At 69.9% G+C, this 25,047-nt stretch carries 1 protein-coding gene (only partly in view); it reads right to left on the reverse strand.

Translation table 11 applies throughout. The annotated features are described in order from the left end of the window. Nucleotides 1–24,930 carry the 5' portion of a preprotein translocase subunit SecA gene (locus ABEB12_RS16000; protein WP_185065993.1) on the reverse strand. 12,183 nt of this gene lie to the left of the window's left edge, so 24,930 of the gene's 37,113 nt are visible here — the first part of the coding sequence; it begins with the start codon at nt 24,928–24,930; the stop codon falls past the left edge of the window. Between the last annotated feature and the right edge of the window lie 117 nt (nt 24,931–25,047).

The raw sequence follows: 25,047 nt of genomic DNA on the forward strand, positions 1-25,047 counted from the left end.
CACACCGGAGTCAGCGAGGAGCACCGGCTCGCCCAGATCGACCCGGCGGATCTCCAGCGCGCCGTCGCGCTGGATGACCGGGTTCGGCGTGGCGGCCGCGCGCGCGATCAGGTCCAGCAGCCACCGCGCCCGGTCCGCCTGGTCGAGCACCGTGGGCAGCCCGACGGCGTTGTGCTGGATCAACGCGGAGATGGCGGCCCCCAGGTGGGACTGGGAGACCCAGGAGCTGCGCGCCGCCTGGCGGCCGTCGAACACCAACGTGCCGCCGCCAGCCAGCGGGGTCTCCAGCACCAGCTTGCCGTCCACCAGGCCGGTGGACATGCCGGCCTCCAGCGCGCCCGGCGGCGCCAAGCGCACCACCGGCTCCCCGGAAGCCTCGCCCCGGAGCAGCATCGGCGAGGAATCCACCGCCGCCCACAGCTCCTCCAGGGTGCCGCCGAGCATGTCCATGACCTCGCTGGGCAACTCCACATCGCGGGACAGGCCCAGCCAGTCCACGATCTGGTCGGCCAGCGACAGCCGCTCCCCGTCCGCGCCCTCCCGCCGGACCTGGTCCGCCTCGCGCAGCTCGGCCAGCGCGTCCGACCCGTCGGCCAGCGCGGCCTCCAGGACCGGGTCGGACAAGCCCTGCAGCCACAGCTCCGCACGCCCGAACGCGGCAGCCGCCCTGACCAGCAGCTCCTTGCCCATCCACCACTGCTCGGCCGACAGATCCCGGAGCTCGGCGAGCAGCGTCAGGGCGTCCAGCAGTTCGAGCGTGGCGCGCGCGTGCCGGTCGTGCTGCTCGCCGTCCCCGTGCAGCTCATGGTTGATCACCAGGGCCAACGCGTGGCCGTGTGCGGACGCCAAGTCCTTCTGGCCCAGCCAGTGCTCGAGCAGGAGCTGGTTGAGGATCAGGTGCATCCGCAGGTAGCCGGGTGGACCGCGCACGCGGATAGTGGCTGCGTCAGTGAAGGCAGCGGAGGTGTGTGGTCCGGCCACGGCGACGGAGATGATGTCGTCGGCCGCTGCCCAGCGGTCGACGACGGCGTCGAACAGGTGCGGCAGGTGCTCCAGGCTGTCCGGCATCTGGCCGTTGGCGATCCGCAACGCATCCTTGATGGCGTTGTAGTCGCTGCCGGAGTCCCCGCCATAGATGATGACCGGCCGCACATTCTCGGGCAGGTCGTTCACCAGTTGCGCGAATCCGGTGATCTTGGAGGCCGGGACCTGGGGGTGGGTCAGGTCGAACACGTCGGCGCCAGCCTGCACGACGAAGCGTGGATCGGTTTCAGCGGCGGCCTTCAGCGCGGCGCCTAGTTCCTTGGCCCGCGTCTTAGTTTCGGCGGGCGCGTGGATCCAGTCGTAGGCGCGCATCAGCAGCTCGCCGTTCGGGCCCAGCTTGTTGATGGGTTCGATGCCGACGGCGGCATGCTCATCGCCGAAGTGCTCGTTGTGGAAGGCCTCCAGAGCCGCGACCCAAGCCGGGTCGAGCAGCGGCGCCTGGGTGTCCGGCTGTGTCTCGCCCGGGCGGCGCAGTTGGGCGCCGAACAGGCCGGTCACGCTCAGCGCGTCGCCCGGCTGGGCGCCGAACAAGCCCATCAGCTGGGAAGCGGCGCGGCCGGAGTTCAGCCCGGCCAGCGCGCCGAGCAGGGTGTGGCCGTGGAAGACGGTCGCCGCGCCGGGCAGCAGCGAGGGGTGGGACATGGACGACTCGGGGCCGGTCAGGGCTTCGTCGACGTCGGACAGGATCATCAGCGCGGTGTCAGCGCCCATCCGGGCCACCACCGGGGCGAGCACGGCACGGATCTCCGCGTCGGTGGAGAACGCGTAACCGTCCGGCTGCCAGCCCGAGTAGGCGAAGGCGTCCATGCTGACCAACAGCCGCGACAGCCGCAGTTGCGCGGTGACCACGTCGGCGACGGCCGTGCCGATACCGACGTTCGCGTCGGCGGCCGCGCCCAGTGCCTGGTATGCGTCACCCAACCGCTCGCCGGCGTAGCCCAGCCAAGCCCGCAGCTGGTCGAGGAGCTGGCCGACGAGGTGGTCGTTGTCGTGGTCATGTGCCTGGCCGGTGTGCTGGCCGGTGTTGATGTGGAAGTCGCGTCCGTGGCGCAGGGCGTCCAGCCACCAGCGGGCGAATCTCGGGTCGAGGCTGATCAGCTGGTTGACCAGGTTGGCGGCCCATGCGGGGACCAGGATGACCGGTGTGCCGTCGCCACGGCGTCCGCCGTGGCCCAACAGCCGCCCACCCAACGGCGCCTCGTGGGTGATGACGACCCAGCCGGTGAGTTCGGCCAGCTCGGCGAGTTCGGCGTCGGTGAACACGCCCGGCGGGCCGCGTGCCAGATGCGGGAACAGTTCCCTGTTCAGCGCGACAGCGCCCTCGAGCAGCCGGGCCACCTCGGCGGCCGTCAGCAGCAACTGGACCTGCTCACCCGGCAGACCGATCACCAAACCACCGCCACCGCTGCCAGTGTTCAGCGCGGTGAGCAGCTGGCCGACGCGCTCGGCCTGCGCGGTCGCCTCGGCAGCCAGTCGATTGACCCGCTTGACCTCACGGTTGATGTTGAGCCGCAGGTGGTTCCAGTCCGCGTAGCGACCGGCTCCGGCCGCGGCATCCCGAGCCTCCTGCGCGAGCTCGAACACGCGGGTCTGCTCGTCGCTGAGCTGTGCGATGCGCAGCGACCCGCGCGGGTGGTCCGGCCCGTCGCCGAACAGGTCGATGACGGCCCGGGTCCAGCGAGCAATGCTGGCGTTCAGCGCCTGCAGGCGCACCGCGTCCTCGCCCTTGGGCTCGTACTGGGCCGGCCGCCAGCTGCCCTCGTCGTCGAGGATGTGCACGATCCCGCCCTGGTTGGCCTCGGTGAGCCAGGTGTAGAGCAGCTCGATCGCGGGGTGTTCGCCGAGCCGGTCCAGCAGCTCCCGAGCCGTGACCCTCGGATCCGCGGGGCCTTCGTTGCCCACCGCCGTGTTGTGGTAGCTGAGCGCCAGCTCGTCGGCGGCGGTGCGGATCTGGTCAAGCAGCCTGGCGTCGCGCAGCCAGTCCAGCAGGTACTGGGACTCCGCCTTCTCGCGCATCATGCCGACGCGACGCGGGCCGTCCCTGTCCTGGATGCGGTACGCGATCTCGAAGTCAAGGACGCCGGCCAGCCAACTCAGGCCGAGGCCGTTCCGCGCGAAGGCCTCCAGCCAGGCACTCTGCACGATGACGATATGGCCGCCACCCGGCGCGTCCGCGTCCGGCCAGCTGAACGCGACGAGGCCTTCCAGCAGCTGGCCCAGCCCCTTCGCGGTCAGCTCGGCCACGTGCTCGTCGGTCAACAACCGGACCATCTCGAGGTCCTTCAGGAAGGCGTCGAGCTCCTCGGTCCCCAGGCCCTGGCGACGGCCGATGTGCCGCGTCCAGTCGGTGCCCGGCCGCGGCAGCCCGTCCAGCATGGCCTCCAGCTGGGTCTGCAGCTTCCGCCGCTGCGGTGCGAGCAGCTTCTGGGTCGAGAGCGTGTCGCCAAGCCCGGTGCCTCGGGTGCGGTCCAGGAACTCCCGCAACGAGATCTGGCCGGTGGCCAGCGCCGGGGACAGGTCCTCCCAGTCGTAGCGCGTGTTGACCTCGCCGGTGACCCGGGCCAGCCGTTCGTCGGTGGCCCGCTCGCGCAGGTGGGCGAAGGTAGCGATGATCAGTTCGGGCGCGGTGCGGTAGCTGACGCCGGGGCCTTCGTAGAAGCCGTAGCGGCCGATCAGCTCGACGGCAAGCGCGGCGATGCCGAACGACTGCCCGCTGGCGTCGTGGGTGATCCGGTAGTCGGCCGACCCCAGCGACCCGAGCTGGTCACCGAACGGCGACTCGACGTAGCCACGCCACTGGCTCTTCCGAATGGTGTAGACCTCGCCGCCGACGATCACTTGGGTCAGGCCGAGGCGGGCGGCCACGACCACCGTCTGCAGGGCCCGGTACAGGTCGGCGTGGGTGAGCCCGAGGTGGTGCACCAGGTCGTTGTCGCGGGCCAGCGTGCCCAGCAGCGTGTCGGTGTGGCCCAGGAAGCCGCTCGCCGCCATGACCCCGGCGGTCATCCGTGCCTGCAGTTCGGCGACCGAAATGCCGTTGATCTCGGTCAGGCCCAGGATCAGGGCGGTCTCGTTGTCGCCGCCCCGCACGAAGCCGCTCGGCTCGGTGTGTTGCCGGACCGGACCGTCCAGCAGGCGCAGCTCGTCGGCGGTGGGCTCACGGCGCAGCTGCACCCGCAGGGCGCCCATCATGTCCAGGGTGATCGTGTACTGGAGCCAGCCTCCGTCCAGGCGCAGCCCGGGGATCAGCTTCTCGCCGTCTCGGGTCCGGACGAGTGCCCGCTCCGAGTCATTCTTGGTGATCTTCTCTTCGTCGATGACGCGCGAGCCGGCGATGAGAGCGTTGAGCGCGCGGTTTCTACTCAGCTGGTAGAAGTCGGCCAACCGGCCCCGCTCGTCGATGAGGGCGAAGACCTCTTTCCCCTCGAGGTGATAGCTCCACAACCGGGGGCCGACCTGTTCGAACCCGGCGCGGGACAGCTGCCAGGTGATCGGCAGGAAGCGGCGCAGCTGCAGGCGCACCGCCGTACCCCGGTGGTAGATGTGTCCACCGCTGCCACCGGCCGTGAACTCGACGGGGCTCAGGCGACCGCCGCGCAGCAACTGGATGGTCGGTGTTCCATCGGAGGGCCCGAACTCGCCGATCTCCACCGCGACGACGCGCGGGGACCGCCCAGAATAGATTCCGTGCCTGGTCGGCACGTACACCGTCAGGCCCGACGGACCCTCGGTGACCAGCAGCCCGGCCCGCAGGTCGTAGCCGTCGGCCACTACCTCGCCTCGGGTGTGCAACATCGAGCGGAGCGCCAGGCCGACCAGAGAGACAGAGCCGGTCACCAGGCCCAGCGGGCCGCTGATCAGGATCGCCAGTGCACCGCCGGCGACGGCCGCGATCGGCAGGTTGAGCACCGTCGCGAGCAGCATGGCCAGCGCCGGCGGAGCGCGCGCCTGGCGCGGGTTCCAGATCGGCCGAGCCGCCACGGTGATCAGGCCGGCGAGCAGCAGACCCGGGAACAGCAGGGCGGCCGCCACGGCCGCACCGGTCAGCGCGACCAGGCCGCCGGCGCCGCCGACCACGGCGGTGGTGAACCAGGCGGCCGTCCGCCATTGGTGGATGGACGGCCCGCTGATCCAGCCGCCGGGGGCGCGCTCGCTCGACCAGCCGTACGCCTCCGGAGTGACCCTGCGAAGCGACCCAGCGGCGGACAGTGAGGCCCGGAGCGCCGGCTTCCACGCTTCTTTCAGCCGCCGGGCCAGCGCGTGTTCGTGCGCCGACGCCTTGCTCTGGGCCTTCTCGGACAGCGCCAGTGCCCGCTCCTTCTGGCTGCCGGCGAGTGGGCCCCGGCGCAGGATCGCCGACAGGATGACGGTCGCCATGACGGCGAGGACCCCGGTCAGCACGGTCGTCGCGGATGGGGAGTCCAGCCACATCAAGCCGGCGGACGCGATCAACATGGCGCCGTCGTCGAACCAGCCAGTCCGCCTCGCCCCCGGCATCTTGTGACCAGCGTTGTTGCGGATCTCCCGGAAGAAGCCGTGGTAAGCCTGGTAGCCGATCGCGACGGCCATCGAGGTGACTGTCAGCAGGATCGCCGTCCGCAACCAGTGCCCGTGGAGCGCCATCTCCAAGTAGCCCTTGTCGAACGCAAGGCGGATTAGCCACGACCAGTGCGCAATGTCGAATAGGACCAACGTGGCGAACCGGCCCCACCGGCGGTGCATCGAGCGGGCGTTACGGTCGAACTCCGCCCGGTCGCCAGCGGCCAGCCTCGGCAGCGTGAACGCGGTGACGAACCCGACGTGCGAGAGCGCGAAACCAAGCGTCTCCCAGAACGCCCACGCACTCATATCCGACGTCGGGATGTTGGCGTGGATGCTCAGGATAAACGTGGCGGTCAGCCCGCCCAGCACAAACAGATGCAGCCAACGCACATTGGCCAGCCGGGTCGACCAGTCAAACGGCAGCACCCGCATCAGCTGGAACACCGCACGGATGCTCATCCCGAACGTGGACGCAAGCGGAATCACCAGCGCCCACACCGGGCCGGCGACGATCGCCAGCACCGACAGACCCAACCCGGCGGTCAGCACGGTCGCCTGAACCACCCGAGCCGCGCTGAACCGGAACTCGTCGCCGAAGAGTCGTTCCACCGCAACGCGGGTGTCGACCAGCCACACCCACACCGAGAAGGCGGCGTTATGCAGCCGGTTCCGCCCGCGCGGTGGGCCACGGTTCTTCGGCGTCTCCTCTCTGTTCCGCTTTGGCTTGTTGTCCGACTGCGATGGGGCCAGGTCGTGCTCGGGCTTCTGGGTGGTGGCGCCGGGCTCCTCCGCAGCACCATCTCCCGGGCCACCGGCGCGAGACTCCGCCATCGCCACGGCAAGGCCCGGGTGGTTCAGCGGGCCGAGTGGCTCGCCGGGCAGGCCGCGCAGCCCATACCGGAGCCGCCGCTTCTCGCCGATGCTCCAGTCATCCCAGCCCTTGGCCGTGATGAAGTCACCGATCACCTGGGCGGCCTGGGCGTGCTTGGTCCACTGGCCGGTGGCCAGCAGCCGGTGCAGCTCGGTGGCGGCCAGCTCGCCGGCCAGTGCCCGCCCGAACAACTTCCGGGCCACTGGGGCGGGGGCGTCGCTGCTCAACAGCCGCTCGAGCTGGTGACGGAGGTCCAAGCCGACGAGCACGGTGGCCGCCCGACTCGAGTACACCGACAGCTCCCGCACCAACACATCCAGTCGAGACATCACCCCAGCCAGCTCGTGCGCGTCGGCGGCAGGAAGCGACGCGGTCCGCGCGTCCATGCGTATCCGCTGCATGCGCTGCACGATGGCGACGGCCTGTCCGGCGGTGGTGTGCACCCAGCCCATCGCCTGGGTTTGATCCTCGAACATCCTGCCGAGGTACGCGGCGCTGTCCATCAGGTTGGTCAGCACGTCGATCGCGCCGGAGAAGTCACCGTGCGCCCGCCGCAGGTACGCGAACCGCACATGGCTCGAGGTGACACCGACAAACTCACCGCCGAGTTGGTCGAACGCGGTGGCCGCTTCGCTGAGCGGTTCCTCGGAGGCTTTGTTCGCCGTGTGGTCGGCCATCATCGCCTGGGTGCCATGCTGCTTGGCCGCCTCGACGCCGGTCGGGTCAGACCGCTCCGGTTCGGTTGCCGCTCGGTATCGGCGCTGCGCGTCGCGCATCGCGGACTGCGCGGCGATCAACTCCCGGACGGCGTCGCGCAGCGCGGCGGTCTCACCGTCCCGCTCCGTGTGAGCGAGCTTCTTCTCCCACGTCGCGCGCAGCCCGTCCTGCTCGACGTTGTCGAGTCTTTCCCTCGCCGCGCGCAGCCCGTCCCGCAACGCAGCGTTCATGTCCTTAACCAGCTCGTCGAGATCTGCCCGCCGCGCCGAGTCCGCGGCGTCGGCCTGCTCCTCGGCCTCGGTTTTGATCGTCCGGCGGATCGTCTCGCGCGCCACTGCGCTGTCCACCGAGCCGGCACCGTGGCCAGTCGTACCGTCTACGGTCGCGGTCACCTCGGTGTCCGGCTCAATCTCGCCGCGCAGCGTCGCCTTGAGCTGTTGGGCCTGCCTCCGCTCCAGGGTCCGGGTCGTCTTCTTGATCAGCCGGTTGGCCACCTCTTCCGGCAGCGGGCCATCACCGTGCCGCTTGCGCAGCCGCTCCAGCCGCTGCTCGCCGATCACTCTGCGCACCATGGGGTCGCTCAGCGAGAGGAACTCGCCGACTGATCCGGGCTGGCCTTGGCGGGCGGCCCGGCCGAAGCCTTGGCGGGTGGCCCGATAGGACTCGAAGACACTGGCGGTGGTCACCCGCAGACCGCCCGCTGCGATCACCGTGTTGCCGCCCAGCTTGATGTCCACACCCCGGCCCATAATGTTGCTGGCCACGGTCACCGAGTAGGGCTCACCGGCAGAGTTGATGACCATCTGTTCGTTGCGGCCGAACTGCCGGTGGTCCAGCGCGTTGAGCACCTTGGGCTGTACCCCCTGCTCCGCCAGCTTCTTGGCGAAGTGCTCGACCTCGGCCGCGGTCCGGAACAAGATCAGCTCTGGCGCGAGGTCGCCCTTGCCCTGCTTGATCCGAAGCGCGCTCTTGCGGCCGGCGATGTCAGCGGCCAGCGCGTTGAGCTGGGCTTCGCCGCTGGTGTAGACCACCCGGTCGCGCGATTTCATCCTGTCCACGAACGGCGAGGGCAGGACGCGCACGTTCATCCCGTACAGGTCACGGAACTGGGCGTCGGTGATGTCTCGCCACGGACGAAGCCGCGTACCGATCATGCTCCGCGCGGTGCCGGTCATGCCGACCCGGGAGCTGTAGATGTCCAGGAACTCCGCCAGGGTGGTGTCCGCGCTGGTGCGCTGGGCATCCCCGATTCCCAGGCCATGCTTGGCCTCCAGCGCCTCGTGCAGCCCCTTGCTCCACCGCCGGCCGGTCATGGCGCGCCCGTTGCGGTTGTCCATGATCTCGATCCGCGCCCCATCGGCAATCATGTAGTCGTGGTTGAGCCTGCGGGCCTGTGCCCGCAGTGCGTTCTGGACGTCGGCCAGTTCTTGGGTGTTGATCCGCCGGCCGAGTCGCTGGGAGATCCGGTCCCGCTGCGCGTTGCTGACCTGGATGTCGCCGTCGCGTCGGCGGAAGGAGAATTCTGCGTTCAGGTGTAGCCGGCTGGCGAACTCGCGGGCGGCGATCAGCTCGGCGCGACGGGCCGACCCGGCGATCGGCTCGGCGATCCGGAATGGGCTGCCACCCCAGTCCAGCAGCACCATGTCGGCCTCGTCGATCAGCGCGAGGCTGGGGTTCTCCATCATGACCCGCTGGTCGTTGGGGACCCGCTGGTCGTAGAGGTGGTCGAAGACGAAGTCGCTGGGCGTGCCCCAGGTCACGTCGGCCTCGTGCGCCGCGCGGCGCTCGGCCAGCTCGGCCTGCTGTGCCCGGCGATCGGTCAGGTGGCCGGTCCGCTCCGGAAGCACCTTGACGTCCAGTCCGAGCGGTTTGGCGATCCGCTGGTGCTGTCCCGCGTCCCGGATAGCCAGCTCGCGGGATGTGGTCATTACGTGCACGCCGCGTTCGCCGGTGTGCTTGTTCTCCATCGCCTTCTTCAGCGCGATGACAATGCCGGTGTATGTCTTGCCGACGCCGGTGCGCATCTCGAGCACCACGCCCGCCCACTTGCGCGAGCTCGTGCCATTGATCACCCGGTCGGCCTCGATGATGCCGGCCAGCTGCACGTCGGTCAGCCGGGGCCCCAGGTCGGTCTTCGGGTCACCCTCGACCCGCCGGATGGTCTCAGCGATCAGCGCGTGGTATTCCGCGTCCTTGAGCGGCTTTTTGCCGTTCCGCTGGCGCTTGTTGAGCGCTTCGTACTGTTCTGGTCCCAGTTCGGACCAGACCCGTTTCGCTTCCTTCGTAGCATCGTGGTTACGACGGAGCAGCGTGAAGTTGTTGTATTCGAGTTTGGCTTGTTCGAGCGTCCCTTCGGCGTCCTCGACATTCGGGTCGTGCTTGTTCCGCTGTTGGTCTAGCTCCTTTCGGCGCTCCGGGTCGGCGGTCCGTTCGAGTTCCTTCCCAAGGCGGTCCAGGAAGTCCCGGCGCTCCTGTTTGACCTCTCGCAGCCGCTTCTCGGCGTTCTTGCGCTCCTGCTTGAGGTGCTTCTTCGTGGCGAGAGGCTCGTCCCCGGTGGGACGGGATTTCCAGTCGCTCGAGGAGACCTTCGGTGGGTCTCCTCCGCTGTGCGAGGTTCCGTCGTGCTGGGGTGTACCGCCGGGGCGGTTGGTCTGAGTGGGGCCGCCCGATCCGTGCGACCCGCTCGAGCGGCCGCTGGCAGGCATGCCGCCCGGGTCGTTTCCGCCGCTCTTGTTGCTCGAGCCGCCGCCACCCGTGTTCGAGCCGTTCGAGCCGTTCACCGGTGGGGTGCCGTCACCGGGTGGGGAGGGGTCGCTGTGACCGGGCCGGGTGAGGGCGCTGGTCGCGCGGTCGCTGTTCGATCCACCGGCCCGCTCCACCCGGGCCGGCATCCGATTGCCGCCAACAACCCGCAGGTTGCCCTCCGGGCTCGGAAGCGCGTCGCCGGCCACCACCTGGGTGTTGTGCCGTTCGATCGCGGACCGGATGTGGCTCTTCTTGACCCCGAGCTGGCGCGCCAGTTCGGCCACCGGGATCGACGCGCCGCCGTTCTTGCTGACCGCCGTATAGATGCGGTCGATCAGCGAGGGCTCGGCGCCAGTCGCTCCGGCCAGCGAGCCTTCCAGCCCGCCGGCCCCCGCCCGCTGCCCCCACGCGAGGTTGGTGGCCAGATCGGCTTCGGCCCGCAGGTCCGTGGCCCGCCGCGCGGCATCGGTGGCGGCGTGCTGCTCGGAGGCCGCCGAGTACGACGCCCGGGACGCGTTCGTCTCCGCTCGGTAGGCCTCCCGTCGTGCCTGCCATGCCGCATCGGAAGCGGTCTCGGCCCGTGCGACCAAGGCTGTTCCACCGCCGGCCACCTTCGCGGCCTGCCGCGCGGTGACCGCCCTGGCCTCCAAGCGCTCCGCCTTCGCGGCGCGCTTCTTCGCTTCCTTCGCGGCGACGGTCGCCGCATCCCGGGCGACGTCCCGGGTGGCGGCGAGCTTCTTCGCATTCGCCTCGGCTTTGTCCGCTTGTTTGCGCGCTTTCGCGGCGTCCTTGGCGAAGCCGCTGGCCGCGGCCGCGGCTCGGTCTCGCTCGACCACCTCCAGCGCCCGGTCCAGCCCTCGCTGGCGGGCCGCCCGTACCGGGTCCTCGAAAACATTCCGGGTCGCGAACTCATGGCCTCTGTGGGTGGTACGCGGATTACCGACCGCGTCGTATTCGTTCGGCCGGCCGTGGAGCCGGTTGCTGGCGGTGGTGTAGGCCTGCTTGGTCTGGAAGTCACTGTCGGTGTGGTTCACGCCCAACCGGTGCTGCGCGCCGTGCCGGCCGACGAACCAGCTCCGCACGCCGCCCGCGGCAACGGCGCCGAACCGCTCGGCGCCACCGGCGATCGCGTCAGACAGGCCGTGCAGCTTGTCCGAGGCCTTAACCCAGCCGGAGCCAGCACCGTCCGCGTCGATCAGCCCGCCAAGCTTGCCTTCCCGCAGGCTGGTCTTGAGCCCTTGCCAGGTGGCGCCGTGGCCGAGCGCGTTGACCCCGCGCGACGTAAGTCTCAGCCCGCCCTGCGCCCCCAGCGCGGCGGCTCGGACCGGGAGCTCGAGGGCCTTGACCGGCGCCCGGGCCACCATGTTGGGTGCGTCAACCACCATGGCCCAGTTGCCCCAGTTATAGGCGCGTTGCTCCCATGTCGCGGCCTTGTGCTCCAACGAGAGCCTGGTCTTGGCTGCGGCGCTCGTCGGCAGGTCGGCGAGCTCCAGACGCAGGGTTCCCGCCCTGCCTGCGGCACGGCCCGCGACACGGCCCAACATGCCGGCGACTGGGCCGGTGACCATCAGTACCGGTCCAGCGGCGGTAACTATCGTGCCCAACGGATCGGTGAACATCATGTGTCCGAAATTGCGCCATCCACCGGTGGCGAGGTGGACCGGCTCCATCACCAGGTTCTTCACCTCGGCGTTGAACGGGTTGATACGGGTCCAGTACTGCTCGTCGGTCTCCCCGGATTGCCTCGGCAGACCCGGAGCGCTCGGCAGCCCCGCCAGGTGCCACGCCGTGGCGCCGATATGGACCCCGTGCAGGTTGATGCCGTGCTGGAATCCGTTCCCATACTGGATGCCAAAGGCACCGACCAGCCGACCAGCCATGCCGGAGAGGCTATCGATCACGTTGATCCGGCTACGTTGCCAGTTGGTCTGGAAGTGATTCGTGCCGGCACCGTGCCTGTTATTGAATTCAACTAGGTCGTTCTTTGCGACGATCTGCGGGTGCTCGTAGTAGAACCGGAAGAACCCGCCGAAGCTGTTGCCTTCCTTCCGCTGGTCCAGCCGCGTCTGTTGGTCGGTCGCCATCATGGCGCGGAGTCCGTTGTAGCTGCCCTCTCGTTGGTTGGCTTTGCTGTAGAAGTTGGCCAGGATTGCCTCGCGTCCGGGGGTGCCCGGGGCGCCCGCGATGACTGATTCGAAGTCCTCGACGCTGGTCGGGTTACCGGGCAGGCGCGCGATCTTCGCCATCGTCGATGGGTCGGGCGAGAACGGGTCGTTGGCCAAATCTGACATGCTGGCCGGGCTCCAGGTGGCGGCCCGTTCGGACAGCTCGTCGGGAGTCCAGTAGATGTTGTTCTCGTGCACAAACGGGCTGTTCTTTAAATGCTGTAGCGCGACGAGCGTGTCGTAGCCCACCGCCGAACGCATAGCCAGCGCCAAGTCCGGCTGGCCGGTAGAAGGCAGGTTCATGTCGTGCAGCCGGCTGGTCGGCAGGCGGGGCGCGACCGTGGCGGCGTCATAACCGGCCTTAATCGAATCAGCCATGGCCGCGACTCGAGCGTTGGCATCCACTTCAGCCTGCGATGTGGGCTCCGGCAACTTGTCCACGAATCCGGCGACCGCGTCCGCGTTCTGCTTGGCCAGCCCCATGTGCCGCGCGTACACCGGATCGTTGGCCAGCCCTGCCGCCGCCAAGTCGTATTGCTCAAGTACCCCCTGCGACTTGTCCAGCTCCGCGCGGAGGGGAGCTTCCTGTTCCTTGAGCGCGTTCGCGGCCATGTCCAGATCGGCGTGGCTGATCTTGCCCTGCTGGTAGTCAACGACGGCCTGCTGGTAGGCGTCGCGCAGTGGCTGCAGGCCGGCAAGCTGGTTCTGCAGCTGGCTCGATTTCGCCTGCTGGTTGAGCAAGATATTCTTGGCTTTCTCGATTTCCCCGACACGGTTATTCGGGTCGAAGGGGCGCCCGTTGATCGCGGCCACCAGGTTCGGGTCACCGCCCAGCTGGCGCTCAATATCCTCGGTGCTCTGCCGCTGAGTGGCGCTCACCGCCATGAATACGGCGAATTCGTCGCGGTTTTTCGCCATCCGGGAGACCAGTGTGGGGTCGGCCATCTGGGAGATCGCCGCGACCTCGTCCGGGGTCAGGTAGCCCTTAGCCAGGGTGTCCTTCATAGCCTGGGCGACCGGTGCCATCGCATTATTGCCTACCTCGGCCACCCACCGGGTATGGCTTTGTGCCCCGGTGTAGCGGGCCACCGCGGTGGCGCGGGAGATCAAGTCTTGTCGGCCCATGCCGTCTTCGGACATGCCGAGCGCCGCGGTGACGTCTTGGGTCGGGTTGACCCATTTCAGCCGCAGGTGCTCGCCTGGCTTGCCGGTGGGGTTGACCGGGTCGGAGCCTGAACAGCCGCCCCCGACCGCCGACCCCGCGGAACCGCCCGCGCAAGACTGCCCCTGGTTGTATCCGTCGGCCATCATGTAGCGCAGACTGGTGCCGCCGCCGTTGCCCTCAGCACGGATCCAGTTGCCGTAGGCGTCCTGGCCTTGGACGTAGCCGTTGCCTCGGGTGAAGGCGACCGCCCAGCCATCGCTGCCGTCCGCGCCGCGCAGTTGCTGGATGAACTCGAACTTGCCCTTGCCGTCGCCGTGGAAGTCCACAGCGCCGTACTGCTCGTCTCGTAGGTTGGAGCCCGGCACTGGACCGCCCCGGCCCGTGCAGCTGCCACGAGTTGAGCTGCACGCGTTCATGCCGCCCTTGCCGACCTCGGTCGGCATGAAGTGGGTGGCGTAGCCAGGGTCATCGCCATCGCCGGTGCAGAGGTCGCAACGCAGCGTGGCGCCCTCGGCACTGGTGATCTCGCCGGTTCCCGGTGTGCTGCCCACGCTCCGCACCGTGAGGTGACCACCGACCCCGTCCTTGTTACGGGTGTGGATGTCCGCCGCGCCCGAGATCAGGTTGAGGCGATCGCCCTCGGCGGAGCCGAAGCGCCCGGAGCCGTCGAACTCGAATCTCGCCTGACCGTCCGGCCCGGCGCCGAATCGTGCCCAGGTGCCGAAGGTGGTGAGCGTGTCCACGCCGGGGGCGCCGGGGTTGACCGCTTTCACGCTGGGCGGCAGGTCGATGTTGGGGCCGGTGTAGCTCTTGACCCAGCCGTTGAAGGTGCCCTCGAACGGCGCGCGCGGCCGGTCCAGGATCTTCATCGTGCTGACGCCCTTCGCCGGGCCTTGTGTCACGTCGATGCGCGCACCGGTGCGGCCGTCGACGATGTGCCCGTTCGCTCCGCCCCAGGAGGCTTGGGTGACGCCCGAGGCCTGCCGGGTGATCCGGGCGCTTGTCTCGCCGCCAACCTCGTGGCGACGCGCGTCGCCTTGGGCCACGGGCACGGAGGCGACGAATCGGCTGTCGGGTGGGGCGCCTGGGTTGTAGCTGGCCTTGGGCCCGCCGTCATTGCCCACCTGGTGTGGCTGGTTGTCGTAGACCACTACGGCAGGGTTGGGGTTCGCCTGGCCGGCGTCCTTGGTCTGTAGGGTCGGGCGGGCGACCTGCTTCGGCACCGCGCCGACCACCAGGTTGTCCCCGGTTCCGTCGTCGACCGGCTCGGACTGTTCCACCATGGCGGCGCTGGCCCAGCTGTCGTCGACGTCCCCACCTCCGCCGTCCTCCGAAGTCGCCTCGGCTTCAGCCGCCGCGGCAGCCGCCGCCTGCGCCGCCGCCACTTCCCGACCAGATGGACTGGTCTGGGTGAAGCCGCTGGGTCCACCCGCTTCCTCGACGAAGTTCGAGCAGTCGCCGCTGCAGCTGGCGCCGCCGCTCCCGCCGGGGCCGGCACTGGCCCACGCGCTGACACCACAACCGCCGTTGCCCGAGCCCGAACAGGTGCCCGAGCCGTCGGCACTCCAGAACCCACCCGGCTCGTCCCAGGTCGGGGCCACGTCGTAGCGGTCATGGGCCTCCGCGTGCGCGGCGTAGGTGGAGGTGCAGTTCTCCGCGCCAACACACGACGCGGACGCCTGCGCCTCGCTCCCCTCGGCGTGCGCCTCAGCGGATACCGCGACTCCGCCGGCGCCCATCTCGCCGCCCCCGGAGCCCGCCGCGTAGGCGGTGGCCCACGCTCCCGACGCGGGGTCCGAGGCCGAGGCCGACGCCGACGCGGAGTACGAGTACGAGCAGCTGGTGCCCTCGCTGCCCTGGCACGACGCCGAGGCCTCCGCGTACCCCGAGTCTGCGATCGCGGACGCGGAGGTGGCCACCTGGCCGCCACCGATTCCGCCCTGGCCGTACCCGACCGCGTCGGCCTGCGCCCCGGCCGCGGCGGCGTGGCTTTCCGACCGGTAGGAGTACGAGCAGTTCGAGCCATCACCGCCGCAGCTGGCGCCGGCCAGCGCGTACTCGTTGCTCGCCGCGACGCGGCTCAGGCCGGTGCATTCGCCCTTCGCGGCGGCGGTGCAGTCGGTGCCGGAGGTAGCCGTGTTCGTGCCGCCCTCGGTGGGGGCGCTGGCGCTGCCTTCGGTGTGTGTGGCGCAGCCGGTGCCCGCACAGCCGGCGGTCACCTCGGCGAAGTCCCGCGCGGAGGTGCCGCTGGTGCCGGCTTGGCAGTCGCCCGTGCGCTGGCAGGTCGCGGTGGCTTTGGCGTGCACGTCCGTCCCGCTCGCCACCTCAGTGGCGCTGGTGGCGCGAGTGGCGCAACCTTCCTCGCGCTCGTTCCTGCAGGCCACCGATACGTAGCTGGTGGCGGTCCCTGCCCCGGTGCTGGTGCCGGTGGTGGCGACCGAGGTGGTGGAGCCAACTGTGATGCTGGCCTGGCAAGGAGTGGTGCCATCGCAACGGGTGTCGCCGTCGGCGCTGGTCCGGGCCTGCTGGTCTGCTGGCCCGGCGGTGGGGTGCGAGGAGCCGGTCGCGGCGCCGGTGCAGCCGGCCTGGGGGCAGGCGATTCGGGAGGTGGCCTGCCCGTTGCCCATGAATCCCGGGACGGGCTTGCCGTCCTCGCCCTGGTCGGCGTTTCGCGCGGTGAGAGCGGTGGTGTCGCTACCGGTCGAGCACCCTTGCGCCGCGGCGGTGCAGGTGGCGTCGGTGTGCGCGTTGCCCGGCAGTCCAGAGGTGTCGCCGGTGGTTCTAACGGTGCAGTCGCTCTGCCCACAGCGCGCCAATGCTGTGGACTGGGCCAAGGTCGCCGGCGGGTTGGTAACTGGTTGTTTGCTCAGGTCAGTGGCCGCCGTGGCGGCATGTTGTGCGTCGTCGAAGGCCTTGGCGGCATCGGTGGCCGCCTTCTTCTCTTCGTCGGTGGCGCCGGGCCGCGCGGCGGCGTTCGCCGCTTGGTCGGATCGCCGCCGGGTGTGCTCTGCCTGTTCGCTTGTCTGCTGGACAGCGGTGGTGCGCTGCTCGGCGATGATGTCGGCCACAACTTGGCCGGATCCCGAAGTGGAGCTGGTGTGCGCCTGGCAGCCGCCCTGACCGTCCGCGCAGCTTGCGGATGTGCTGGTCTCGCCCTCGGGTGGTCCGCGAGTGCCGCCCGCGCCGTTGAGGCCGTCCGGGCCGTCGCGCCCGGCCGCGGCGCTGCGTGCGGTGCCTGAGCAGCCCTGAGCGCCGCCTGCGCAGTCGAGGGTGGCCCAGGCGCTGGACCAGCTGGAAGCGCCTGCGACGGTGGGGCCGCCGGCGTTGGCGGAGGAGCCGGGTGCGGTGGCTGGCTGGTGCGGCACCGGTCCACCCTGGCCGCGCGGGTTCTGGTCTTGTGGGGCACCAGTCGCGCCCTGACCTGCGCTCGCATCCGCGTTGGCGCCCTCGCCGCCCTGGCCGCCGCTGATGTTGTCACTGGTCACAGCGGCGTTGCTGGTTGGCTGGTCCTGGACCATCGGGGCGATGGAGCTGGCGTCCGGGCTGGAGGAGGCGGCGCCGTTGACCACTGCGGTGCAGGCGCCGCCGGAGGCGTCGGCGCAGGAGCCCTCGGCGCGGTTGCCGCGCGGCGCGTCGGAGACGCCGGGGTTGGTGGCCAGTGCGGTCAGGGTGATCTTCGCGCCGCCGCACTCGCCGCCCTGTCCGCAGACCAGCTTGCCGCCCGCGACTGACGCGGCCGACGGGCCGGTGTCGAGTCGCTCGGCGTTCGGGGTGGCGTCATCACCGGCGTAGGTCAGTGCGGCGCCGGCGCCGGTCCAGGCGTTGGACAGGGTCTGCACCTGGCAGAGGGTGGCGCCCGCTTCGCAGCCGACGGTGGACTCGGAGGTGCGCGGCTTGCCGCCGTCCACCGCGCCGTCGAAGGCGGCGGAGGCGGTGTGGGCGCTGCCCTGGCATGTGGTGGTCTGGCAGTCCACACTCGCGGCGGCGCGGGAGGTGGAAGTCGGGCCGGCGGTAGGCTGGCCGGGCAGCGGCTTGCCGTCCGCGCCGAGCTTGATGTAGTCGGTGACCGTGGAGGCGTCGGAGGAGACCTGGCCCAGGCATTTGCCGTCCTTCACGGTGCAGTCGCTGGCGGTGGAGGAACCGCGCCGGTGCGGGGAGACCGCGGTGTCCAGCGCGGAGGTCTCGGTGAACGAGCGGCCGCCGCACTCGGCCTCGCTGGTGTTCGCGCAACGGATCTGCGAGTCGGCGTGGCTGGCACTGACCGTGCCGGCCGGGGTGGCGGGCTCGCCGTTCAGCCCGGCCTCCCTGGCCTCCCGGTAGGCAACCTCGGTGGACACGGCCTGGCTGCAGTCGGCACCAGCACCGTGCGCCTCGCACTTCGTGGCGCCGACGCTGTCCTTCGAACCGGGCACCCCACCGGAGGTGGAACCGTTGAGGTTGCCCTTGCAGTCGGCGGAGGTGCAGTGCAGGGCGGCGTAGGTGTTGCTGTTCGCGGTCAGGCCCTTGGCGAGCTCGGTGGGCACGTCAACCGGGGCGGGCGCGGGCAGACCGGCGGTAGTGGCGGGCTGGGTGGCCAGGTCGACCGGGGTGCCGTTGTTGGTGGCGGTCGAGGAGGCGTCCACCGCGCACTCGCCGTCGGTGGCGTTCGCGGTGCACTGGTGGAAGGCGCCGGTGGCCTGGGTCGCCGTGGTGTTGTTCAGGCCCGCGGTGACCTCGGCGTGGGTGGCGGCGTTGGCCGCGCCGCCACAGCCGGCGGCCTGGTCGCACTTGATGTTGCTGGCGCTCAGCGAGCCCTGGCCCTCGTCACCACCGGAGGAGGCGACGCAGTCACCGCCGTTGATCTGGCAGTTGGAGGCGCCGTTGCGGGACTGGACGTCGGTGTTGGTCTGCTCGGCGGTGGCCGGGGCAACCTGGGCGCCGGCGCTGTTGAGCACCGCCGGCTGCGCCTTGGTGATCGTGGTCTTCTCGGTGCGGCCGTCGGTGTTGGTGGCGGCGTTGCCCTTGCAACCGGTGGCACCCTGCGCGCAGCGGGCGGCGGCCTCGGCCGTCGGTGCCGGCGCGTCGCTCGTGTCAGCGCTGGTGTCGCCGTCGATCGGCAGGGCCTGCCAGCCGTAGCGGCCGGTGGTCTCGTCCAGCTTGGCCGCCACTGTGGTGGTGGTGTCACAGCCGACGGTGGTGACCTCGCAGTGCGCCTTGCTGGTCGCGGAATCGTTGGCCTTGCGGCGCTCGGCTGCTTGGGCCTTGGTCTCGTCGTCCGGGACGTCCTCGCGGGTGCGGGCGCCGGTGGAGGCGGTGTCGCAGGTGCCGTTGCGGGTGGCGCAGTCCGCGCCGGCCTCGGTGATGGTGGCGTAGCCGGCCAGGGCGCAGTCCTTGGTGCAGGCGCCGGTGGTCTGGGCATACCCCTCAGCAGAGCCCTCCTTCTTGCCCGCGCTGATCAGACCGGCCAGGTCGGTGTCGTCCGGCAGGGTCGGGGTGCGGCCGTTCTCGGTGCAGCCGTTGCGGGCCTGGCAGAACGTGTCCACGCCCTGTGAATCGGCGGTGCTGCTGAGGTTGCACTCGCCGACACCGCAGGTGGTGTTGGCGGTGGTGGCACCGGCCTTGGTGTCGGTGCCGCAGCCCTTGGCCGGGTCGCAGAACGCGTTCGCCGTGCGGTCGCCGGCGGTGACGCTGCTTGAGCAGCCGGAGATGCCGACCAGGCAGAAGCTCTGGTCGCGTTTGACTCGGCCGGTGGCGGGGTCGATCGCGGCGACCGAGCACTCGGCGAACGCGCCGGAGTTGGAGCAGGCGGCGCCGGCACCGTCGTAGCCGGCGTTGGCGCTGGGAGCCCGGCCGTACCCGGTGGCGGCACGTAGTTCGGCGGTCTGGTCGAAGACGGTGTCGCGGTGGTCGTTGTAGGCGGCGGCCTGCTCGTCGTACGCGGCCTGGGTGATCTTGCCGGCATCCAGCTGCTTGCGCGCCTCGTCGAGCTGGCCCTTCGCGGCGCCGAGGTTCTGCTGGCCGGACACGACATCGGTGAGCAGCTGCGCGTTGTAGGGGTCGAGCTGGCCGGCGGACTGGTCGGCGGTGGTCCGCAGCGCCTCCTGGGCGGCGACCTGCTTGTCGTAGTCGGCCTGGCTGAGCTTCTTCTCGTCAAGCTGGGCCTTGGCGGCGTCCAGGCTCTTCTGGCCCTGGATCACCGCGAGCCGGTCGCCCAGCGCCTTGGCGGTGGAGGCTTCAGTGTCCCACCAATAGACGGGCTGGTCGCTGTTCTGGTTGGCGGGATCGTTCAGCAGCTGCGGCGGGCCGCGGTTGGACAGCGACCGCGGCTGGCGGGACTGCAAGTCACCGTTAGCGAGAACGCATTCGACGTCACCCTCGCACTGCGTGCCGGCGAACTGGCCGTCGTTGTTCAGGCTCCAGCTGTTGTCCTGCCCGGCCGGGTTCTGCCCGGCGCCGCCCTGCCCGGCGCCTTGGCCGTAGCGGCCGCTGGCGGCCAGCGCGTCGAGGACGTCCTGGGCGGCGGCGGTCAACAACTGGCGGGCCTGCTCGCCGGCCTGCTGCCCGGCCACCGAACCAACCAGCCCGGACACCACATCGGTCATCCCACCCAGGAGTTGCGCGAAGTCATCCAGCGTGGCCGGCCGCGTCCCGTTCCCAGTGTTCGAGCCGCCACCGGAGCTGTTGTTGCCGTTGCCGTTCAAGTTGCCGCCGGACACGCCGCGAGCCTTGAGCAGGTCGGAGACGAAGTCGTTGGTCAGATCGGTGATCTGCTCGGCCAACCCACCCCGCTGGCCCTGGCCCTGCTGGTTGTGCTGTTGCCCGGACTGGCCCTGGCCGTTGTTGGACGAGCGGGACAGACCCACAGACTTGAACAGATCGGACAAGAACTCATCCACCGAGTCACCGATCGACCCCGGCCGGTCCTTGCCGCCCCGCATCGAACCGGTGATCTTCCCGACCGTGTTGTGCTGAGCCCGCACCGACCGCCGACCCTCACCCCGGCCCTCACCGTGGCCGCGCAGGATGTCGGTCAACTGCTCACGCAGCTCATCGAGAGCCTGCTCGGTACGCCGCCCCGCCTGGCCACCGGCGATCTTGGACACCATCCCGGACGCGCCGTCGACGAACCGCGACAGCAACTCGTCCAGGCCCTCCAGCTCGTCACCGTTCGCGAAGCGGGACTGGCGCCGGTCGCCACCTCGGGCATCCGCGCCCCGGCCGGTGCTCCCGCGGGAAACGCCGAGCGCCTTGCGCAGGTCTGCGGTGAAGTCCTCGGTCAGCTCATCGACCGAGCCGGCCCGGCGGGTGGACTGGCTGGCGCCGCCCCCATTAACGGCGCCACCCGCCCCACCACCGCTGAGCAGCTGCCCGAACATCCCGTCCAGCGCCTGCCCGGTCTGCTGCCCGGCGTCGTCACCGGCGACCTGGGACAGCAGCCCCGAGGCCAGATCGCTGAAGTTGCCCAGCGCCTGCTCCACACTCATCGGCTGCTCGGCCTGCTGCTGACCCTGCTGCTGGGCCTGTTGCTGCTGGCCGGCGGCCTTGGCCTCGGCCATGAACGCGTCGTAGTACAGGCCCTCCCAATAGTCCGGGTCATCCGAGAACGGACCCGGGTCATCCGACCCGCCGTGCCGGCTGCTCCGGCCGCCACCCGACAGCAACTGGCCGAACATCCCGTTCAGTGCCTGCCCGGTCTGCTCCCCCGCCTCGTCGCCCGCGACCTGAGACACCAGACCGGAAGCCAGGTCGCTGAAGTTCCCCAGCGCCTGCTCCACGCTCAACGGCCGCTGCTGCCCCGAACCCCCGCCGTTCCCGCCGATGTTGGCGGAGCCATTACCGCCGACGCCGAGCAGCTGCAGCAGATCGGACACGAAGTTGTTGGTCAGCTTGCCGATGGCCTGGCCCAGGTTGTTCTGCTGGGTCGGCCGCTGCTGGGACTGCTGACCCTGGCCCTGGCCGTTGCTGTTGCCGCTCGGGCGGGAGATGCCGAGCTTGCCGAACAGGTCGGACAAGAAGTCGTTGACCGACTCGCTGATCGCCTGACCCAGACTGCTCTGCTGGCTGTTGTTGCTCGGCTTCTGCGCGCTCTGGCCAGAACCGGTGTTGTTGCTGTTGCCGCCCTTGACGCCCAACAGCTTCAGCAGCTCGGAGACGAAGTTGCTGGTCAGCTTGGTGATCCCGGCGGCCAGCTGCTGGCCGGAGCCGCTGTTCTGGTTGCCGTTGTTCTGGTTGGCGGACGGGCGCTGCTGTGCGGAGCTGTTCTGGCCGCCACCGTTGTTGGCGGAGCCGTTACCGCCGGCGAACAGTTGCTGGAACAGGCCGGCGAGGGCCTGCTGGGTCTGCTCGCCCGCGTCCTTGCCGGCGACCTGGGACACGATCCCGGACGCGAGGTTGACGAAGTTGCCCAGGGCTTCATCCAGGCTCGGGCGCTGGGTCGGCTTCCGCGTGCCCTGACCGGAACCACTGCCGTTACTGGCGGAACCGTTCCCGCCCTTGACGCCAAGCAGCTCCAGCAGGCCGGAGACGAAGTTGTTGGTCAGCTTGCCGATGGCCTGGCTCAGGTTGTTCTGCTGGGTCGGCCGCTGCTGGGACTGCTGACCCTGGCCCTGGCCGTTGCTGTTCGGGCGGGAGATGCTGAGCTTGCCGAACAGGTCGGTCAGGAAGTCGTTGACCGACTGGCTGATCGCCTGGCCCAGGCCGCTCTGCTGGCTGCTGTTGTTGCTCAGCTTCAGCGTGCTCTGGCCGGAACCACTGCCGTTGCTGGCGCCACCGTTGCTGTTGCCGCCCTTGACGCCCAGCAGCTGCAGTAGCTCGGAGACGAAGTTGTTGGTCAGCTTGCCGATGTTCTGCGCGACCTGCTGGCCGGCACCGGGATGCTGGCCAGCGCCGGTGTTCTGGCCGGACTGCCCGCCGCCGTTCTGACCGTTCTGGCCGCCGCCGTTGTTGCCGGGCCGGCCGCCGTGGCCGAACGCTTGGGTGAACTGGTCGGCCAGCTCGTCCAGTGCCTTGTTGACCCTCTTCGCGGCCTTCTTCCCGGCGACGTCGTTGGCGATCCCGCCGAGGCCGATCTGGTCGAACAGGTCGGACTGGAAGTCGGTCACCGAGTCACCGATCGACCCGCCCCGGTCCTGGTGGCCCCGGACCAAACCGGCGATACTCCCTCCCGCCTTGCGCTCGGCCTGCACCGGCCGCAGACCCTGCAGGCCTCCGGGCAGCCGGTCGCGCAGCTCGTCGAACGCCTGCTCAGTCCGCTGCCCGGCCTTGCCGTCGGCGATCTTCGACACCATCCCGGCCGCTCCATCGACGAACCGCGACACCACGTCATCCAGGCCGTCCAGATCGTCTGTGCCCGGGGAGCGGGACTGGTGGCGCCGCTCGCCCCCGCGGCCATCCGAGCTCTGGGCACCGCCCGGACGCGACCCGCCGAGTATCTTGCGCAGATCCGACAGGAAGCCTCCGGTCAGCTCGTTCAGCTTGTCCTTCTGGTTGGTTTGGTTGCCGCCGCCCCCATCAACAGCGCCACCCGAACCACCACCGGCCAGCAACCGCTCGAACACCCCGTTCAGGGCCTGCTCGGTCTGCTGTCCGGCGTCCTTATCCGCGACCTCAGAGACGGTGCCCGAGGCGCGGTTGACGAAGTTGTCGAGGGCTTTGTCTAGGTTCCGGCGCTGCTGCGGCCGCTGGTTGGCCCGACCGGAACCGGCGCCGTCGTTGCCGCCGTTGCCGTTCGAGCCCTCGCTGACGCCGACCTGCTCGAGCAGCTCGGATACGAACCCATTGGCCAACTCGGCGATACCAGCGGACAACTGCTGCTGGGCGCCACTGCCGTGGCTGGCAGGCAGACGATGCTGCCCGGAGCCACCCTGCCCGTTCCCGGTGCCGGGATTACCTCCGCCGAGCAGCTCCAGCAATCCGGACACGAAGTGGTTGGTCAGCTGGTTGATGGCCTGACCAAGATTGCCCTGTTGGTTGCCGGTGCTCGGCTTCCGCGGGGTCTGGCTGGAGCCGCCGCCGTTGCCGGTGGAGCCCTTGTCGACGCCAACCACCTCGAGCAGGTCGGAGACGAACCCCTCGGTCAGCTTGCTGGCGGTCTGGCCGAGGTCCTGTAGCGAGCGCCGGGACTCGTGCTGGCTGTGGCCGGTGCGAGGCGTCTGCGGCGTCTGGCCCGCGCCGCCGGTGCTGCCCTTGCCGTTCCCGATCGGCTCGACCCGGTCGGTGACGAAGTCGCGGGCCCGGTTAATGATCTGGTCGGTGTGGCCACCCTGGTGGGAGGGCCGGTCGTGGGCGCCACCACCGTGGGGGAGGCTGCCGATTAGGTCCCGAACGAACCCCAGCGTGTCACCGAGGATCGCGCTGATGAAGTTTTCCGTGCCGCCAGGTCGGGAGCGGTTGCTCGACCAGGAAGCCGGGTCGTTCTCGGAGGGATTGTCGTGGTGGTGAGGACGCTGCGCGGCCGGGGGACCGCGACCGCCACCGATAGCGGGGTGGTGGCCGATCAGGCTCGGGTCACGGTCGGTGCATCCCGATGCCAGGCACACCATGGGCTGCTGGGAGCTCTCCGGCACGAGACCCGACCCGGAGTGCGAGATGTGGTTGGGGGCGCGCTCGGGCATGGCGAGCTGGTCAACGCTCGAGCCGGTGCCGGCACCGCTGTGCTTGTTGAGCTTGTTGCCGACCGCCAGCGCGGCGGACACCCCCCCGGTCAGCTCAGTCAACGCGGTCCGGGTATGTGAGCCAGCCTGCCTACCGGCCACGATGCCCACGACGCCTGAGACCAGATCAACGACGCCGTCCATCACCCGATCCACCTGCTCGGCCGCCGGCGCCTTCAACATCACACCGCGTCCGATGCCCTGGTGCGCCACCGTCCGCACCGTGGGCCGGGTGGAAGCGCCGATGTCTGGGTCGGTCGTGGCCAGTTGTCCGGCCCACGAGCGCAGCCGCTCGGTGTCGGCGACGCCGCCATCCGTCAGCTTCTGGTTAGCTTGGACGATCCGGTCGGCCTCTCCCGCTGCGTCCGTCCCGTCAGCGGCTGCCTGGGTACTGACGTCCCGCGTGGGGTTTGCCGCGTACGCCGCGGATCTGGTCGGGGCGTGGCCGTTGGTGAACTCGTTGATGCCGTCGGGGACTTCCTGAGACGTCTGCTCCAGTCGGCCTGGCACGAGCGGCGCCACCGGGCGAGCTACCGCTTCGAACTCGTCGCGGGCAGCCACCCGGGAGCCCTGTCGCTCACTCTCCACGGGCGCCGCGAGCGTCCGACTCGGCGCGCCGACGATCCCGGCATTCGCTTGCTCGTGTTCCTTGACCCGCTCCGGCTCGTAGAGCGCGTTACCGTCCGACGACGATCCTTTGCGGCCGCTGATGGGCGGACCATTAGCGGCCGCGTTGGCGATCCTATCGATCAGATTGGAGACGAGCTCCAGCATCGGGTCGATCGCCCATCTACCCGTCTGGAACTTGGCCTCGCCGGAGCCCGCCACACTGTCCGCCGACGGGGTGGCGACCGATTGCTGGCCACCGGCCGCGTGGCCATCGTGGCCACTGAGGAATGGCCACTCGACCGACTCTGTGGCCACCTGCTCGGTGGCCACAGACTGGTACCGGGAGCGCAATTCGGCCAATGACCGCGCCGACGTGGCCGTGGCCATCGTGGCCACGTGGCCATCCAGTCCAGTCGTCCGCTGGCCGCCGCTGTTACTCACCGGCGCCTGCTTGGGCTCGCCGCCGCTGAAAGAAAACGACCAATCGGATTCCTCAGCGTCCGCGTTGGAATCCTGGTCCGAGTAAGCGACCAGTTGAACGGTGCCTCCCTCGGCCAC

This window comes from Actinospineispora eucalypti, assembly GCF_039543365.1.
Lineage (GTDB): Bacteria > Actinomycetota > Actinomycetes > Mycobacteriales > Pseudonocardiaceae > Pseudonocardia > Pseudonocardia eucalypti.